The following is a 16,333-nucleotide window of genomic DNA, read 5'->3' on the forward strand; positions in this document are numbered from 1 at the left end:
CCGACCCGGACCCTGCTTTCCCGGGCCCATCGGGGGCGGGCCACAGGCGCAACGGGCCTCACGGGTAAAGCACCCGTCACGGTAGAGCGATGCCGCCGTATAGCACAACCCGGGCGGGAGCGTACCGGGCCGGAGCGATCGCCGTACCCCGAAGGCGATACGGCTTGTCCGCACCCGAATACGCAGGGCGCACACCGCGGCCCGCCGATTCGGGCACCGGCGGAGGTCCCCGCGGTACGAACCCGCAGCTCGCCACCCTTTTCTTTCGGACACGGCGCGATGGAAGGCGTTCGCCGGCAGGTGTTAGATAGCCAACATAGGGTTGCGTTATATCGAAGCGATATAGTCATACGTATATAAACCACACATTGGCCCCATCGCTCCGGAACAGTCCGCGACCGGCAAGGGGCGGCCCGGCCCGGTGCCGGCCGCCTCGCACCGATCGACCGCGCGGGAGCGGGAACAGATCCGGCCCATGTACGGCTGACTCCCATAGGCGCGACGAACCAGGAGGTGCGAGGGATGAGCAAGGGACGGGCACGGGTGCTGGAGCTCGCCGTCCTCGGACACCTCGCCGCGACCCCTATGCACGGCTACGAACTGCGCAAACGCCTCAACTCCGAGCTCGGCGCCTTCCACGCCTTCTCCTACGGGTCCCTCTACCCCTGCCTGAAGTCGATGCTGCGCCGGGACCTGGTGGCCGAGTCCGACCCGGGCGAGCCCGGCGCGGCGCGCGGACGGCGCTCGCGGATCGTCTACCGGCTGACCGACCAGGGCCGCGACCGGCTGCACGAGCTCCTCTCCGACTGCATCCCCGCGGCCACCGACGACGAGTGCTTCGGGGTGCATTTCACCCTGTTCGGCCGCACCCGCTCCGAGGTGCGGCTGCGTATCCTCGACGGTCGGCGCGCACGGCTGCTGGAACGGCTGTCCGCGCTGCGGGACCGCCTGGGCGAGCGGTCGCAGGACCCCTACACCGTCGAACTGCACCGCCATCGGGCAGCGGCCATCGAGAGCGAGGTCGACTGGCTCGACACCCTCATCCGCCAGGAGCGGCGCTGCGCTGAAAGGACGGCGGGGGCCGATGCGAGCATCGGCGGGAGCGCCCCGCCCGACGGGGCGACTCCGCCACACACCGGCAACCGGCGCTAGCCGGAGGCGGCACGAGCCGCCGCTCGGCGCGTTCTTCCGGCGCGCCGCGACAATTCCCAGTCAGCAACGAAGAAGGAGCAAGGACCAATGGGTTCGGTACGTGTAGCCGTCGTCGGTGTTGGAAACTGCGCGGCGTCGCTCGTCCAGGGCGTCCACTACTACTCTGATGCCGACCCCGAGGCCCGGGTGCCCGGCCTCATGCATGTGCAGTTCGGCTCCTACCACGTGGGCGACGTCGAGTTCGTCGCCGCGTTCGACGTCGACGCCAAGAAGGTCGGCCACGACCTCGCCGACGCCATCAGCGCGAGCGAGAACAACACGCTCAAGATCTGCGACGTGCCGCCCACCGGCGTGACGGTGCAGCGCGGCCCCACCTTCGACGGGCTGGGTCGCTACTACCGCGAGACCATCGAGGAGTCCACCGATGACGCGGTCGACGTGGTCGCCGCGATCAAGGCGGCCGGCACCGACGTGCTGGTGTCCTATCTGCCGGTGGGCTCGGAGGAGGCCGACCACTTCTACGCCCAGTGCGCCCTCGACGCCGGGGTGGCCTTCGTCAACGCCCTCCCAGTCTTCATCGCCTCGGACCCCGAGTGGGCCGACAAGTTCACCCGGGCCGGAGTGCCGATCGTGGGCGACGACATCAAGTCCCAGGTCGGGGCGACCATAACGCACCGCGTCCTGTCGAAGCTGTTCGAGGATCGCGGTGTGGTCGTAGACCGCACCTATCAGCTCAACTTCGGCGGGAACATGGACTTCATGAACATGCTGGAGCGGGAGCGGCTGGAGTCCAAGAAGGTCTCCAAGACGCGGTCGGTCACGTCCCAGATCCCCCACGAGCTCAAGGCCGGCTCGGTGCACATCGGCCCCTCCGACCACGTGCCGTGGCTGGACGACCGCAAGTGGGCTTACATCCGCCTGGAGGGGCGCGCCTTCGGCGACGCACCGCTGAGCCTGGAGTACAAGCTGGAGGTGTGGGACTCCCCCAACTCCGCCGGCATCATCATCGACGCGATCCGCGCCGCCAAGATCGCCAAGGACCGCGGTATCGGCGGCCCCCTCCTCTCCGCCTCCTCCTACTTCATGAAGTCGCCGCCCGAACAGCACAGCGACAGCGACGGCCACACCCTGGTCGAGCGGTTCATCGCGGGCGAGATCGACCGCTGAGGCCCGGCCGCGGTGCCGCCAGCGCCGGTCCGTGCGCGGACCGGCCGGGGTCGGCCGTCCGCGATGTCCGGCTCCCCGGTCGGGCCATAATGGTGCTTCCCACCTGAAGCCGACCCGGGCGATTCGCCCGCGCAGGGCAAGGAGCCTCATGAGCTACCCCCAGGACCCCGGCCGGCCCCCGCAGCCGGGGCCGCAGGGACCGTGGCAGCAGCCGGCGCCGGGGCCCGGCGGCCCCTACCACCCCGGCCCGCCGGGCGGTCCCGGGCCGGGCTACGGGCCGCCCCCGGGCCCGCTGCCGGGCGGCGGTAGTCCCTATCCTCCGCCTCCGGGCGGCCGCCCGCCCGGAGGCGGAGGCAACGTCGGACTCATCCTCGTGATCATCTCCGTCTGCGTGGCCCTGCTCGTCGTCGTGGGCGGGATCGCGTTGGTCCTGCTGAGCACTCCGGGCGGCTCCGGCGGTCAGGGGTCGGGAGGCAGCGTCCAGGCGACCTACGAAGGCACCTGGGACGGCACCCTCGACCAGTACGACGGCTCAGGCGAAACCATGGGCACCTGGTCGCTGACCGTCGAGATCAGCGACGACAAGATCTCGGCCGAGGAGTACGGCCTCGGCAGCACCGACGACGGCCGCTGCGCCTGGGAGATCGCCGACGCCCAGGGCACCGAGTCCTCGCTCACGTTCACCTACTCGGTCGCGAACGACCCCGACTGCGTGGACAACGGCCAGGTCACCCTGGAGCCTGCCGGCGGCGACGCGCTCGACGTGACGGTCACCAGCGTCCTCGAGGACGGTAGCGAAAGCGAGTCCGAAGGCACCCTGCAGCGGCAGTAGCCCCCGGCGGTCCGCGTGCAACGGGGCGGCCGCCGGGCCGCCGCGGCCCCCGAACCCCGGGGGCCTGCGTCCGCCCGGTCGGCCGTGCCGTGCGCGGGTTTCACGTGGAACATCCGTCCCGGCGCGCACCCGCAGCCGTGTCCTGCGGCGCCCGCCATAGGCTTGGCCGGTGTCCTTCTACCGCGATCTGCGCGACGTACTGCGGGGACCGCGGTTCCGCCGCCTGTTCACCACCCGGCTGGTCTCGCAGTTCGGCGACGGCGTGTACCAGGCGGGCCTGGCCGGATACATCTTCTTCTCACCCGAGCAGCACACCACCGCCGGCCAGGTGGCCACCGCCTTCGCCGTCCTGCTGCTGCCGTTCTCGGCCGTGGGGCCCTTCGCGGGCGTCCTCATCGACAGGTGGTCACGTCGACAAGTCCTCGTACTCTCCGCCCTGGCCAAAGGTGCGGTGGCGGCCGCCACCGCCGCACTCGTGTGGTCGGGCTCGGACGGCGCCGTGTTCTTCGCGACCGCGCTCGTGCTGCTCAGCGTCAACCGCTTCCTCCTCGCCGCGCTGTCGGCCGCGCTGCCGCACGTCGTCCCCCGGCACAAGCTGATGATGGCCAACGCGGTCACACCGACGTGCGGCACCTTCGCCGCCTTCGCCGGAGCGGGCGCCGGGGCCGGACTCCGCCTGCTCGGCGGCGACGGCGCCGCGGGGACGGCGCTGATCCTGCTGGGTGCCGGAGCGGCGATGGCGCTGGCCGCCCCCGCCGCGCTCACGCTCGGCCGCGCCGAGCTCGGTCCCGACTTCGACGAGCAGGCGGACCGCGTCCGCGCCGCCGTGCGCACCGTGGCCGCCGGACTCGCCGACGGCGCACGCCACATCTGGAGCCGGCGCCCCGCCCGCTACGGGCTGGCCACCATCGCCGGGCACAGGGCCGGTTACGGGGTCGCGACGCTGGTGACCCTCCTGCTGTACAACAACACCTTCACCTCCGGTGGCGTCGCCGGATTCGCCGGGTTCTCGGTGGCTCTGGCGGCCTCGGCCGCCGGGTACTTCGCCGGGGCCGCGGCGACCCCGTGGGCCACCGCGCGCATCTCCGCCGACGCCTGGATCGCGCTGCTGCTGGGAGCCGGGGGCGCAGCGCTACTGGTGTTCGGGCTGCCGTTCGCACCCGCTCTGTTCCCGGCCGCAGGCTTCGCCCTCGGGCTGGTGTCCCAAGGGGTGAAGGTCAGCGTCGACACGCTGGTTCAGCGACATGTCGACGACGCCTTCCGGGGACGCGTGTTCTCGGTCTACGACATGCTGTTCAACGCGGCCTTCGTGGCGGGTGCGGGGCTCGCGGCGGCGGCCGTGCCGCGCTCGGGCACCAGTGTCGCGGCGGTCGTCGCCCTGGCGGCGGGGTACGCGCTGATGGCGGCCTGCTGGGCGGTGCGCGCCCACGCTCTGCGCGGCAGGGGGTGACATGCGGTTTCGCCGACACGTCGCTACGTCGACACATCGACGGGCGGATCCGCCCGTTCGACAGGCCTCCGACCGCGCCGGGCGCGTCGGCGCTACTCGGATCGCTCCGCGTGCTGCTCGGCGCCGCCCGCGCCGCCGGACTCCTCCAGATGGCGCCTCGCCCAGGAGCGCAGCTCCTCGGCGGCGGCCTCCTTGTCCATCGGGCCGTTCTCCAAGCGCAGCTCCAACAGGAACCGCCAGGCCTTGCCGATCATCGGTCCCGGCCCGATGTCGAGGATCTGCTGGATCTCGTTGCCGTCGAGGTCGGGGCGGACCTTGTTGAGCTCCTCCTCCTCGGCGAGGCGGTCGATGCGGCGCTCGATGTCGTCGTAGGCGCGGGCGAGCGCTGCGGCCTTGCGCCGGTTGCGGGTCGTGCAGTCGGCGCGCGTGAGCACGTGCAGCCGCTGCAGTTGGTCGCCGGCGTCGCGTGCGTAGCGCCGCACCGCGGAGTCGGTCCACTCGCCCTTGCCGTAGCCGTGGAAGCGCAGGTGCAGTGCCACCAGCTTGCCGACGGCTGCGGTGACGTCCTTGGGGAACCGAAGCGCGCTGAGCCGGCTCTTGCTCATGGACGCGCCCACCACCTCGTGGTGGTGGAAGGTGACCCGGCCGCCGGACTCGAACGCACGGGTCTTGGGCTTTCCGATGTCGTGCAGCAGGGCGGCGAGGCGCAGCACGAGGTCGGGCTGCATGCCGCGCTTTCGCTCCAGCTCGATCGCCTGGTCGAGCACGGTCAGCGAGTGGTCGTAGACGTCCTTGTGCCGGTGGTGCTCGTCGATCTCCAGCCGCATGCGGGGGATCTCCGGCAGCACGTGGTCGGCGATGCCGAAGTCGACCATCAGCTCGACGCCCGTGCGCGGATCGCCGCTGAGCATCAGCTTGGTGAGCTCGTCGCGGACACGCTCGGCGGAGACGATGGCCAGCCGGTCGGCCATGGCCGAGGCGGCCTCGCGGACCTCGGGTGCCGGGGTCATGCCGAGCTGCGCGGCGAAGCGCACGGCGCGCATGACGCGCAGCGGGTCGTCGCTGAAGGAGTCCTCGGGCAGGCCCGGTGTGCGCAGCCGGGCGGCCTTGAGATCGGCCAGGCCGCCGAAGGGGTCGACGAACTCCCGCTCGGGCAGTCGGACCGCCATGGCGTTGACGGTGAAGTCGCGCCGGAGCAGGTCGTCGTGCAGGGAGGAGCCGTAGTGGACCTCGGGCTTGCGGGACTTGGGCTGGTAGGACTCACTGCGGTAGGTGGTGATCTCCAGTTGCAGGCCGCCCTTGCGCAGGCCGACGGTGCCGAAGTCGATGCCCACCGTCCACACGGCGTCGGCCCAGCCCTCGACCAGCGACAGGATGGTCTGCGGCACGGCGTCGGTGGTGAGGTCGAAGTCGTGGACCTCGCGGCCGAGCACCGCGTCGCGGACGGGTCCGCCCACCATCGCGAGCTCGTGCCCGCCCGCGGAGAACCGCTCGCCCAGCTCCTGGACGACAGAGTCGATGGAGCCGAAGAGCGCGGTTATCGCCGCGCGCTGCTTGTCGGTGAGGTCGCCCGGGACGGTCGGCGCAGTCCCGCCCGCGGGTTCGCGTGGGGACTCACCGGGAAACGCTGTGTTCGGCACACCACCAGAGACTAGGGGGCCTCCCCCGGTCATGCGAATCGGCCGGAGCCGCTGTGGACAGGGCTCGGCCGACGCGCCGACCGCCTGCGCGACCCCTCGGGCGGGTCTGGGACAGCGCCGCCTTACATTCCACCCGGGCCGTATTGCAACGGAGCGCGGCCGGGTAGGGGGTATCGTTCTCAGCAGTCCGCCGCGACTCCCGCGCGCCCGACGGGGGTGCACGCGCGGGTCGCGAGATTGCGGCGTCCAGCGCTTTCGTACCCAATCCCCCGCGGGCCATTGTCAACCTGACACGGAAGACCTTCTGGCGTGCGTCGAATCGTCCACATCGGCGCGGTCGTGGCCACGACCGCAGCCGTCATCCCGGCCCTGGCCGCCTTCAACCCTGCCCAGGCCCCGGCTCCAGCCGACCCTGGCGGGGGAGGCTCCGCGACCGCTCCGCTGATCGTCGAGGAGATCACGCCGAAATCCATCGGCCGCGGCAGCACGGTCCGGATCACCGGCCAGGTCGTCAACACCACCGGCAGCGCGCTTCGCGACGTCAGCGTGCGGTTCAGCTACGCGAGCAGCCCCGTCACCGAGCGGTCCGAGCTCGACTCCTTCTCCTCCGGCGAGGGCGAACCGCCCGACACCGAGGCGGCCGAGGTCGCGCTGGACGGCACGCTCGAACCCGGCGAGTCCGCCGGCTACACCCTGCGCGCCGACGCCTCCGATCTCTCGCTCTCTTCCTGGGGCGTCTATCCCGCTGCCGTGCAGGCCTTCGACGGCTCCGGCGACAGCATCGGCGCCGAGCGCACGTTCCTGCCCTACCGCAGCGGCGACGGCGCGCCCGAGTCGGTCCGGATCGCCTGGGTGTGGCCGCTGATGGACCGGCCCCAGCGCGCCGACGACGACACCTACCTGGACACCTCGCTGGTACAGAGCCTGGGCTCGGACGGGCGGCTCGGCCAACTGCTCACCACCGGCGCTCAGAGCGACGACGTGACCCTGGAACCCGGGGCCCCCGCCGAGGAGACCGCGCCTTCGCCCTCGACCGCCGCGACCCCGTCCGCCTCCGCCGACGGGCCGGACTCGGCCGCCGACGCCGCAGGAGGGGGGCGGGACTCCGCAGAGGACTCCGGCTCCGACGTGCCGGTCACCTGGGCCGTCGACCCGGGGCTGCTGGCCGACATCGAGCGCCTGACCTCGCCGTACCGGGTGACCGACGATCCCCAGGCCGTCGCCGAGGCCGCGACCGGCGGGGGCACGTCCGAAAGCGACACCGCCACCACCTCCAAGGAGCCCAGCCCCGAAGCCCGGCTCTGGCTGGAGCAGGCCCGCGCCGCGCTGGCCGACGACTCCGTGGTGTCCACGCCCTACGCGTCGGCCGACATCGCCGCGCTACTGCGCCACGGCCTCTCCGAGGACGCCGACGCCTCGGTCTCACTGGGCCGCGAGACCGTCGAACGAGTGCTGGAGCGCTCCACCGACGAGACCGTCGCGCTGCCCGAGGGCGGGCTGATGAACACCGCGACCCGGGAGTTCTACCAGCGGCAGGGCGCCGGCACGTTCCTGCTGCGCGACGACGCCATGCCCGCCCAGTCCTGGGTGGAGCACACGCCGACCGCCCAGGCACCGCTGTCGCTCGGCAAGGGCGAGGAGGGCACCGCGCTGGTCGCCGACAGCAGTTTGACCGACGTGGTGAGCCGGGACGCCTCGGGCCCCGGCGAGGCCGCGCTGGCACAGCAGCGCTTCGCCGCGGAGACGGCGATGATCGCCGGCGAGGACGCCGCTACCAAGCGCACCCTCGTCGCCTACCCGGCCTCCGGCTGGAACCCCGGCTCCGAGTACGCCGCCGGCATGCTGGAGGCCAGCGGCTCGCTGCCCTGGCTGCAGGCCGTGGACCTGTCCGACGTCAAGCCGTCGGGCCCCGAAGCCGGCGATGAGCGCGAGAACCTCACCTACCCCAAGCGGGGCACCCGCGCCGAGCTCGGTAAGGGCTACCTGAGCGAGATCAAGGACCTGCGGGGCAGGGTGCGGCTGTTCAACAGCATCCTGGTCGACGGCGAGGACCCGTTCCGCCCGGCCGTGCTGCGCCTGGAGTCGGCCGCCTGGCGCCACGAGCGCGAGCTGGCACGTCCGGCGCACGCGCTGGTCGAGCAGGCGGTCGAGCGGGACATGGACAAGGTCCACCTTCTGCCCACCGAGCCGGTGACGCTGGCCAGCGCGACCGGCACGATCGGCGTGCTGATCGCCAACGACCTGGACGACCACACGGTCAGAGTGAACCTTTCGCTGCTCTCGGAGAACCCCGAGCGGCTGTCCATCGGCAACTACGAGGACGCCATCGAGATCGGGCCGGGCCAGAAGACGACCGTCTACGTCGAGCTGTCGACGCGGGTCAACGGCCGCACCATGATCCAGATGAACCTGCACAACCTCAGCGGCGAACCGGTCTCCGAGGAGCAGGTGCTGGCGGTCAACGCGACCGGCATGGGCAGCCAGGCGCTGGTCATCAGCGGCCTCGGCGCCCTGGTGCTCGTGGTGGCGCTCGCGCCGCGCGCGCTGCGCAAGTGGGCGCGCAACCGCGCCCGCCGCTACGCGGCCGCGGACGCCGCGAGCGCCGGCGAGGAGACCGGCGGCGACGGCGAAGCGTCCGCGGACGGCTCCGGCGTGCAGGACAATGAGGACGAGTCCGCGCGTCCCGCGCCGGCCGGCTCCGACACCGGTTCCGCCTCTTCCGCGCAGACTGGCGAGGACGAGGGCGAGGACGACGACGAGAGCGGACCCGGCGGCACACCGACCGGGCGGTAGCAGCGCGCTCCGCCGAGGGCGCGCCCGGCAATGCCACGTATTTCGAAGGGACCCGTCTGTGGCCACCGAGACCACCAACGGCAGCGACGACCCCTCCTCCTCGAACGGGGGGGCGGCGGCCGAGGCCGCCCGCAGCGGCGCCGATCCCGCCGCAGCGGCCGAGGAGGCGGCTCCGGCCGCCGCGCAGGAGCCGGAGAAGCCGACCGAGGGCGGCGGCTCCGGAGGCATGATGCGCTCCAGCGCCATCATGGCCTCCGGCACGATGGTCTCGCGTGTCACCGGTTTCGTTAAGTCGCTGGTCATAGCCGCGGCGCTGGGCACGCAGCTACTCGGCGACGCCTACCAGACCGCGCAGACCATCCCCTTCATCATCAACGACCTGCTGATCGGCGGGCTGATCGCCAGCGTCCTGGTTCCCCTGCTGGTCAAGCGGCGCATGCGCGACGCCGACGGCGGCGTGAATACGGAGAGCCGCCTGTTCACCGCCGCAGTGCTGGTGCTCCTGGCCGTGACCGCGCTCGCGATCGCCGCCGCCGAGCCGATCATCGGTCTCTACCTGGGCGACTCCTCTCCGGAGCAGGTGCAGGTATCGGTCTACCTGGCGCGCTTCCTGCTGGCCCAGATCTTCTTCGTCGGGCTGAGCGGCCTGATCAGCGGGATGCTCAACAGCCGCAACCGGTTCGGCGCGCCGGTGTGGGCGCCGGTGCTCAACAACCTGGTCATCATCGCCGTGGGCGGGCTGTTCCTGTGGGTGGCCGGCGCGGGGCGCACGGTGGACACCGTGACCCAGGGCGAGCTGGTGCTGCTGGGCGCGGGCACGTCCTCGGGTATGGCCGTGCAGGCGGTCGTGCTGGTCGTCGCAGTATGGCGGGCCGGATTCCGGTGGCGCCCCCGGCTGGACCTGCGCGGCTCGGGCCTGGGCGAAGCGCTGCGCAGCGCGGGCTGGATGTTCGTCTACACCCTGATGACCCAGCTCGGCCTGCTGATCACCGCCAACGTCGTGAACCGCGCCGGAGCCGCGAGCGTTCGCGGGGGCTACGAGGTCGGCGCCGGACTGACCGCCTACAACTTCGCCTACACCCTCTTCCAGCTGCCCTACGCCGTCATCGCGGTCTCCCTGATCACCGTGCTCCTGCCGCGGATGAGCGCCGACGCCGAGGCACGGCGCTGGGAGGACGTCCGCGGCGGGTTCTCCCGGACCCTGCGGATCTCGGCGCTTGTGCTGGTTCCGCTGGGCCTGGCACTGGCGATCTACTCCGTGCCGCTGGCCACCCTCATCTTCGCGCGCGGCAACACCTCCGCCGGCGACGCGGCGAACATCGGCGCCGTGCTGTGCGCGATGGCGCTGGGCCTGGTGCCGTTCACCGTCTTCCAGCTGATGCTGCGGGTCTTCTACGCGATGAGCGACACCCGCACGCCCGCGCTGATCAGCATGGCCAACGTCACCGTGCACGGCGTGCTGGCCTACACCGCCTTCCTCGTGCTTCCCCCGAACCTCGTCGTGGTGGGCGTGGCCGCCGGTTTCATGCTGTCGTTCGTCTCGGGACTGACCATCGCCGGCTTCATCCTCAGCCGCCGCCTCGGCGGGCTTGACGGGCGGCACATCGGTGGCACATTGTTGCGGCTGCACGCGGCCGCGCTCCCCAGCGCAACCGTCGGTATCGGAGTGCTGTGGTTCTCCACCGCGCGCTTCGGCGACGGCATCGCGACCAACCTCGGGGCGCCGGTCGTCGGCTGCCTCGCGGGGGCCCTGCTCTTCCTCCTCTGCGCCCGGCTGCTGGTTCCGGAGCTGTCCGACGCGGCGGCCCTCGTGCGCGCACGCCTGCGGCGCTAGGACACCGGTACACGCGGCCCCCTGCCACCGCGGCCGACGGCGCCACCCCCTTCGCGCATCCCCCCTTACGAGGAAGCACCAGGACCCATGACGCAACCGGTGGCGGACGGCCAGCCCGACGAGCGGCCCGGTGGCGGCTCAGCAAACGCCGGGGACGCGGCCCGCAAGCGGCGCATCCCCATGCCCGACGAGGTCCTGGAGGCGGTCGAGCGGGCCGAACCCGACACCGATCCCGAACCCGGGCTGCACCCCGAACACGACCCCTCCGACTACGGCGACCTGGGAACCGCGGACCGCCCGGGCGAGGAGGGCAACGAGATCGGCGGCGCTGCACACAGCGCACCGGGCAACCTGCTGCGCTCCAGCGCGATCATGGCCGCCGGCACCGTGGTCTCGCGGGCGACGGGATTCGTCCGCACGATCGTGCTCGCCGCGGCCCTGGGAACGCAGCTGCTCGGCGACGCCTACCAGACGGCGAACATGGTTCCCTTCGCCGTCTACGACCTCCTCATCGGCGGCCTGCTGGCCAGCGTCTTCGTTCCGTTCCTGGTCAAACGCAAGAAGCGCGACGCCGACGGCGGCGCGGCCACCGAGCAGCGCCTGTTCACCGTGATCCTGCTGGTGCTGGCCGTGATCACGATCGCGGCGATCGCGCTGGCCGATTGGCTGATCCGCATCTACGCCGGCGAGTTCACCGCTTCCCAGCACGAAGCCGCCACGCTGCTGGCGCGGTTCCTGCTGGGCCAGATCTTCTTCATCGGCGCGAGCGGCATCGCCAGTGCCATGCTCAACAGCCGCAACCGGTTCGGCGCCCCGATGTGGGCGCCGGTGCTCAACAACCTCGTCATCATCGGTGTCGGCGCGATGTTCCTGGTGACCACCGGGCCGGGCACCACGCCGGGTTCGGTCACGGACAGCGAGCTGACCCTGCTGGGACTGGGCACCACGGGCGGGCAGGTGCTGCAGGCGCTGGTCCTGGTGTGGGCGCTGTTCGCCGCGGGCTTCCGCTGGCGCCCGCGCCTCGACCTGCGCGGCTCCGGTCTGGGCGAGGCCGTCCGCACCGCCGCGTGGATGATGCTCTATGTCGGTGTCGCCCAGGCGGGCCTGCTGGTGACGACCAACGTCGCCACGCGCGCGGGCGTCCGCGCGGCGCAGGAGGGCGAGGCCGCGGGGGGCGCCGGCATCACCGCCTACCAGTACGCGTCCATGCTCTTCCAGTTGCCGTACGCCATCATCGCGGTATCGGTGATCACCGCCCTTCTGCCGCGGATGAGCGCGCACGTCGCCGACGGCCGCAAGGACCTGGTCCGCTCGGACTTCTCCCGCGGACTGCGGCTTTCGGCGGTGCTGATCGTGCCGCTGTCTGTGGCGATGATCGTCTTCGCGGTGCCGTTCTGCGTGCTGATCTACGCCAACGGGAGCACCTCGGCCGAGGACGCCGCGGCCATCGGGCGGATCCTCATGGTGTTCGCCGCGATGCTCATCCCCTTCACGCTGTTCCAACTGCAGATGCGGGTCTACTACGCGCTGGGCGACACCCGGACGCCGTCGCTGATCGCGCTGCCGGCCGAGGCCGCGCACGCCGCACTCGCCGTAACGCTGCTGGTCACCGCGCCGCCGCGACTGGTCGTGGTGCTATTGCCGGTCGCCTACGGCACCTACTACGTGGTCGGCTCCGTGCTGGCCTGGCGCGGGCTGCGCCGGCGGATCAACGGGCTGGACGGCCGGCGGATCCTGCGGACGCTGGCGCTGCTCTATGCGGCGGCGGCCCCCAGTGCGCTCTTCGGAATCGCCATGGTGGCGGCCTTCAGTCTGGTTCCGGGGACCGTTCTTCCGTCTCTGCTGGCCATGGCGACCGGCGGCACAGCGGGCGCGCTGGTGTTCATCCTGGTCGCCAAACGCCTCGGTGTGACTGAAGTCACAACATTCTTGGAAATGGTGCGAAGCCGCCTGTTGCGCCGCTGATCACCTGGCCGACTGACCCTGCGTAGTCGACAAAAGGACCCAAATGCTCGCCCACCCGCCCACACCTGGCCACCGAAGGCGGTGCCTGTGCGTCCTAGCATGGAACGGCAGTTCTATGCCGCCGCCCATGAGTTTTCTGAGCTGCCCGAAGGGAGGTTGGGGACAGGCACAGACACGGCCGGACCCGCCCCGCAGGCAGCTACGAGCGGGAGCGGCCCGAGTCGGCCGTCACGTCCGTCACTCCCGGCATGAGCACCTTCATGATTGAGCCCGGCGCCCGTCTCGCAGGCCGCTATCGACTCGACAGCCAGGTAAGCCACACCGCAGGGGCCACCCTGTGGAAAGCCACCGACGAGACCCTGGCCCGGCTCGTCGCGGTGTGGACCTTCGCGGAGGGGTTCCCCAGGACCAGCGAGGTCGTGCGCGCCGCGCGCGCCACCAGCCGCGTCGCCGACTCCCGCGTCACCCAGGTGTTCGACGCCGATGACAGCGGCCCCACCCCATACGTCGTCGAGGAGTGGGTGGCGGGGCAGTCCTTGGCCGACCTCCTCGCCCAGGGCCCGCTCGAACCCGAGCGCGCCGCCGGTCTGGTGGCCGAGGCCGCCGAGACCCTGGCCACCGCGCACACGGCAGGGCTGTACCACCTGAACCTGACCCCCGGCAAGCTGATGTGGAGCCTGGGCGGCGCCGTCAAGGTCACCGGCATCGGCGTGGACGCCGCGCTGGGCGGCCTCGCCGCCGACAACCCCGCCACGGCCGACGCCCAGGGTCTCGGGCGGCTGCTGTACGCGGGTCTGACCGCCCACTGGCCCGACACGCCCCGAAGCGGACTTGCGGCTGCGCCCTCGGTCGCCGGCGCTCCGTGCCAACCGGTGCAGCTCAACTCCCAGGTCTCGCAGTATCTCAACGACCTCGTCTGCCGCTCCGCGTTCCTGGCCCCGCTGCACGGGGGTCCCCTGGGCACGCCCCGCGAGATCGCCGACGCGCTGGCCCAGGTGCCGCGCATGGTCCCGCTGCCCGTCGCCCCGGCGAACGCGCCGATGGCTCCCGAGCCCGCCCGCGGCACCTCGCGCCGCTCCGGCGAGTTCCCCGCCACCCCGCACTCCTCCCACGCCGCGCAGGCTCCCGCTCCGCCGCAGCGCCCGGCGCCGGCGCCGGGCCAGCGCCGGCGCAGCGGGGACGGCATGCCCGCCGGTATCACGCGCGTCCTCGTCGGCGGGCTCGCCCTGGTCGTGTTCATCGGAGTCGTCGTGGCCGCGTGGAACATCGGCACCAGCATGAGCGGCTCCGGCGGCGACGAAGATCCCGACGGCCAGACCACCGGGGGCGGGCAGGAGCCGGCCGCGCTCTCGGCGCTCCAACCGGTGTCGGCCGACGGCTTCGATCCGTTCGGCGACGACGGCGACGAGCACGACGAGCTCGCCGGCCAGGCCATCGACGGTCAGCCGACCACCGAGTGGCACACCCAGGGCTACAACTCCGCCGACCTCGGCGGTCTGAAGCAGGGAGTGGGCCTGCGGATCGACCTCGGCCAGTCCGCCGAGGTGCACGAAGTCTCGCTCGACCTCGGCGACGGCCCCCACGACGTGGAGATCCTCGTCGGAGACTCCACCGACCCCTCCGCTCTCGGTGTCGGCGACTCGTCGGCGGCGACCGAAAGCGGCGCGCAGGGCGAAGTCGACCTCAAGCTGTCCAAGCCTGCCGAAGCGCAGTATGTCGTCGTATGGTTCACTAGTCTGCCCCAGGACGGGGCAAGGTATCGGGGCATCGTCAACGAGGTCGAGCTGCGCGGGAAAACGTGACTACGGTGATTGACGCGGTTCAGGAGCTTCCCGACAAGGAGCTGTTGTCCAGGCACACTCAGGGGGACGACCGGGCTTTCGGTGAGCTGGTCCGGCGCCACCGCGAGCGTATGTGGGCTGTCGCGATCCGCGTCCTCGGCGACTCCGAGGAGGCCGCCGACGCCCTGCAGGACGCCTTCCTCTCCGCGTTCCGGGGCGCGCACCGCTTCCGCGGCGAGGCCCAGGTCAGCACCTGGCTGCACCGCATCGTCATCAACGCCTGCCACGACCGCATGCGCCGCAAGATGGTTCGGCCGGCGGTCCCCACCGAGGACGCCACGCTCGACGTCATCTCCAACGAGCGGACCAAGGCGAGCACCCCCGACCCCACCGGCAGCAGCGACTCCGCGATGGACGTCCACGCCGCGCTGGGCAAGCTGCCCGAGGAGCAGCGCCTCGCGCTGGTGCTCGTCGACATGATGGGCTACCGCGTCGACGAGGCCGCCGAGATCCTCGAAGTCGCCCCCGGAACGGTGAAAAGCCGCTGTGCGCGGGGACGCGCAAGACTTCTGCCATATCTGGCCCACCTCAGGAACCCTGAGCACTCGCGGGACGTCACATCCCCGAGAGGAGGTGACAGGGCATCGTGACGTCTCATGTGGACGCGGAGACTCTCGCCTTGTCGGCCGAAGGGCTGCTGGAGGACGACGACGAGAGCACCGTCCAGCAGCATGTCGCGGACTGCGCCGCGTGCGCGGCGCAACGCTCCGAGCTGGCCGATGTCACTCGGGCCTTGGCGGAGGTGCCCGCAGCTCCGCTGCCCGACTCGGTGGCCGAGCAGCTCGAAGCCGCGGTGCGCGCCGAGACCGAGTCCCGCCGTGCCGAAGGCGGCGGCTCCGGTTCCGGCGGCTCGGACGGCGGTTCCGGCGACGGCTCCACGGCGGCGGGATCCGGGCCCCCGACTCCTGGGCTTCCGCCGAACGTCGTCCCCATGCGCCGTCGGTGGATCAACTACCTCGCCGTCGCGGCAGCGGCCGTGGTGGTTGTAGGCGGTGGGACCGCAGTCATGCGCGGTTTCGTCTCCGATCCGGTGGACGGCCGGCTCGCCGGGCCCGGCGACGGCGCGAGTGAGCATAGCGCGCACAAGGACGCTGGGCTGGCCTACCATCCGGTGGTCGTCGAAAGCGGGACCGTCTACACCGAGGACCGGCTGACCGAACAGGCCGGGGGCGTTCTCCGCCAGAGCGACCCGACCACCCCAGACGGCGCTGAGGGCGACGCTGGCGGCTCTGCGCAGGAGGGCCGGGCTGACTCCTCGGAGGTCCCTGACGACGTCTCCTCCTGCCTCCAGGCACGCGCGAACGACTCGGGCAGGAACCCGATGCTGGTCGACCTCGCCGAGTACTCCTCGGACGGCGCACCGAGCCCGGCCTGGGTGATGTACTACGGCTCGACGCCCGGCAGCGGGGAGCAGGACTCCTACGACGTGGTCGTCCTGTCGCCGGACTGCGGCACGGGCGGCGGATCCGCCCCCGTGCTCGCCGAGACCGCGGTGCCCGCTCCCTAGGCGGCCGCCTGCAGCACAGGCCTCCGGCCCCCTCCGCCTCCGGCGGCGGGGGCCGTTTCACGTGCATCGCCGTGCGGCCGGGCCGCGGCACCCCGCGCCGGTCCCCCTGCCGCGGCTCGGTCGCGGCGCCGCTCTCCGCGGGAGTTCCAGGG

At 71.9% G+C, this 16,333-nt stretch carries 11 protein-coding genes; 10 read left to right on the forward strand and 1 reads right to left on the reverse strand.

Annotated elements, in window-relative coordinates; all coding sequences use genetic code 11:
- The first annotated feature begins 522 nt into the window (after positions 1 to 522).
- The 4 genes from RM446_RS07605 to RM446_RS07620 all read left to right on the forward strand — a co-directional run bounded on the left by RM446_RS07605 (position 523) and on the right by RM446_RS07620 (position 4,601).
- Positions 523 to 1,152: a PadR family transcriptional regulator gene (locus RM446_RS07605; protein ID WP_311544448.1), complete on the forward strand. Its 630-nt coding sequence runs from the start codon at positions 523 to 525 to the stop codon at positions 1,150 to 1,152.
- Positions 1,153 to 1,239: 87 nt separating this feature from the next.
- Positions 1,240 to 2,319, forward strand: a complete 1,080-nt coding sequence (locus tag RM446_RS07610) for an inositol-3-phosphate synthase (protein ID WP_311544449.1) — start codon at positions 1,240 to 1,242, stop codon at positions 2,317 to 2,319.
- A 148-nt stretch (positions 2,320 to 2,467) separates the two neighbouring features.
- Positions 2,468 to 3,151 (forward strand): hypothetical protein, encoded by a 684-nt coding sequence (locus tag RM446_RS07615; protein WP_311544450.1) that lies wholly within the window; start codon positions 2,468 to 2,470, stop codon positions 3,149 to 3,151.
- Between the two features lie 169 nt (positions 3,152 to 3,320).
- Entirely contained in the window at positions 3,321 to 4,601 is a 1,281-nt protein-coding gene (locus tag RM446_RS07620) for an MFS transporter (RefSeq protein WP_311544451.1), read from the forward strand.
- A gap of 92 nt (positions 4,602 to 4,693) precedes the next feature.
- Here RM446_RS07620 and RM446_RS07625 read toward each other — a convergent pair whose 3' ends face one another.
- Positions 4,694 to 6,241 (reverse strand): CCA tRNA nucleotidyltransferase, encoded by a 1,548-nt coding sequence (locus RM446_RS07625; RefSeq protein ID WP_311544452.1) that lies wholly within the window; start codon positions 6,239 to 6,241, stop codon positions 4,694 to 4,696.
- A gap of 309 nt (positions 6,242 to 6,550) precedes the next feature.
- On the opposite strand from RM446_RS07625, the gene RM446_RS07630 reads away from it, so the two are divergent.
- From RM446_RS07630 to RM446_RS07655, 6 genes are all read left to right on the forward strand, one after another.
- Positions 6,551 to 9,034, forward strand: a complete 2,484-nt coding sequence (locus RM446_RS07630) for a DUF6049 family protein (protein WP_311544453.1) — start codon at positions 6,551 to 6,553, stop codon at positions 9,032 to 9,034.
- Between the two features lie 58 nt (positions 9,035 to 9,092).
- Entirely contained in the window at positions 9,093 to 10,868 is a 1,776-nt protein-coding gene (murJ, locus tag RM446_RS07635; protein ID WP_311544454.1) for a murein biosynthesis integral membrane protein MurJ, read from the forward strand.
- 180 nt (positions 10,869 to 11,048) lie between these two features.
- Complete coding sequence (gene murJ, locus RM446_RS07640; protein WP_311544487.1) at positions 11,049 to 12,833, forward strand: murein biosynthesis integral membrane protein MurJ; 1,785 nt, start codon at positions 11,049 to 11,051, stop codon at positions 12,831 to 12,833.
- 248 nt (positions 12,834 to 13,081) lie between these two features.
- Positions 13,082 to 14,635 (forward strand): protein kinase family protein, encoded by a 1,554-nt coding sequence (locus RM446_RS07645; RefSeq protein ID WP_311544455.1) that lies wholly within the window; start codon positions 13,082 to 13,084, stop codon positions 14,633 to 14,635.
- Positions 14,636 to 14,643: 8 nt separating this feature from the next.
- Positions 14,644 to 15,264: an RNA polymerase sigma factor SigM gene (gene sigM, locus RM446_RS07650; RefSeq protein WP_311544488.1), complete on the forward strand. Its 621-nt coding sequence runs from the start codon at positions 14,644 to 14,646 to the stop codon at positions 15,262 to 15,264.
- Positions 15,261 to 16,181: a hypothetical protein gene (locus RM446_RS07655; protein WP_311544456.1), complete on the forward strand. Its 921-nt coding sequence runs from the start codon at positions 15,261 to 15,263 to the stop codon at positions 16,179 to 16,181. The genes sigM and RM446_RS07655 overlap by 4 nt, the downstream gene beginning before the upstream one ends.
- The last annotated feature ends 152 nt before the right edge of the window (positions 16,182 to 16,333 follow it).

This window comes from Streptomonospora wellingtoniae (genome assembly GCF_031845375.1).
Taxonomy (GTDB): Bacteria; Actinomycetota; Actinomycetes; order Streptosporangiales; family Streptosporangiaceae; genus Streptomonospora; species Streptomonospora wellingtoniae.

Excerpts from the sequence above, each read along its gene's own strand:
- RM446_RS07605 (WP_311544448.1), top strand. The coding sequence starts at position 523 with ATGAGCAAGGGACGGGCACGGGTGCTGGAGCTCGCCGTCCTCGGACAC.
- murJ (WP_311544487.1), top strand. The coding sequence starts at position 11,049 with ATGCCCGACGAGGTCCTGGAGGCGGTCGAGCGGGCCGAACCCGACACC.
- RM446_RS07610 (WP_311544449.1), top strand. The coding sequence starts at position 1,240 with ATGGGTTCGGTACGTGTAGCCGTCGTCGGTGTTGGAAACTGCGCGGCG.
- RM446_RS07615 (WP_311544450.1), top strand. The coding sequence starts at position 2,468 with ATGAGCTACCCCCAGGACCCCGGCCGGCCCCCGCAGCCGGGGCCGCAG.
- RM446_RS07645 (WP_311544455.1), top strand. The coding sequence starts at position 13,082 with ATGAGCACCTTCATGATTGAGCCCGGCGCCCGTCTCGCAGGCCGCTAT.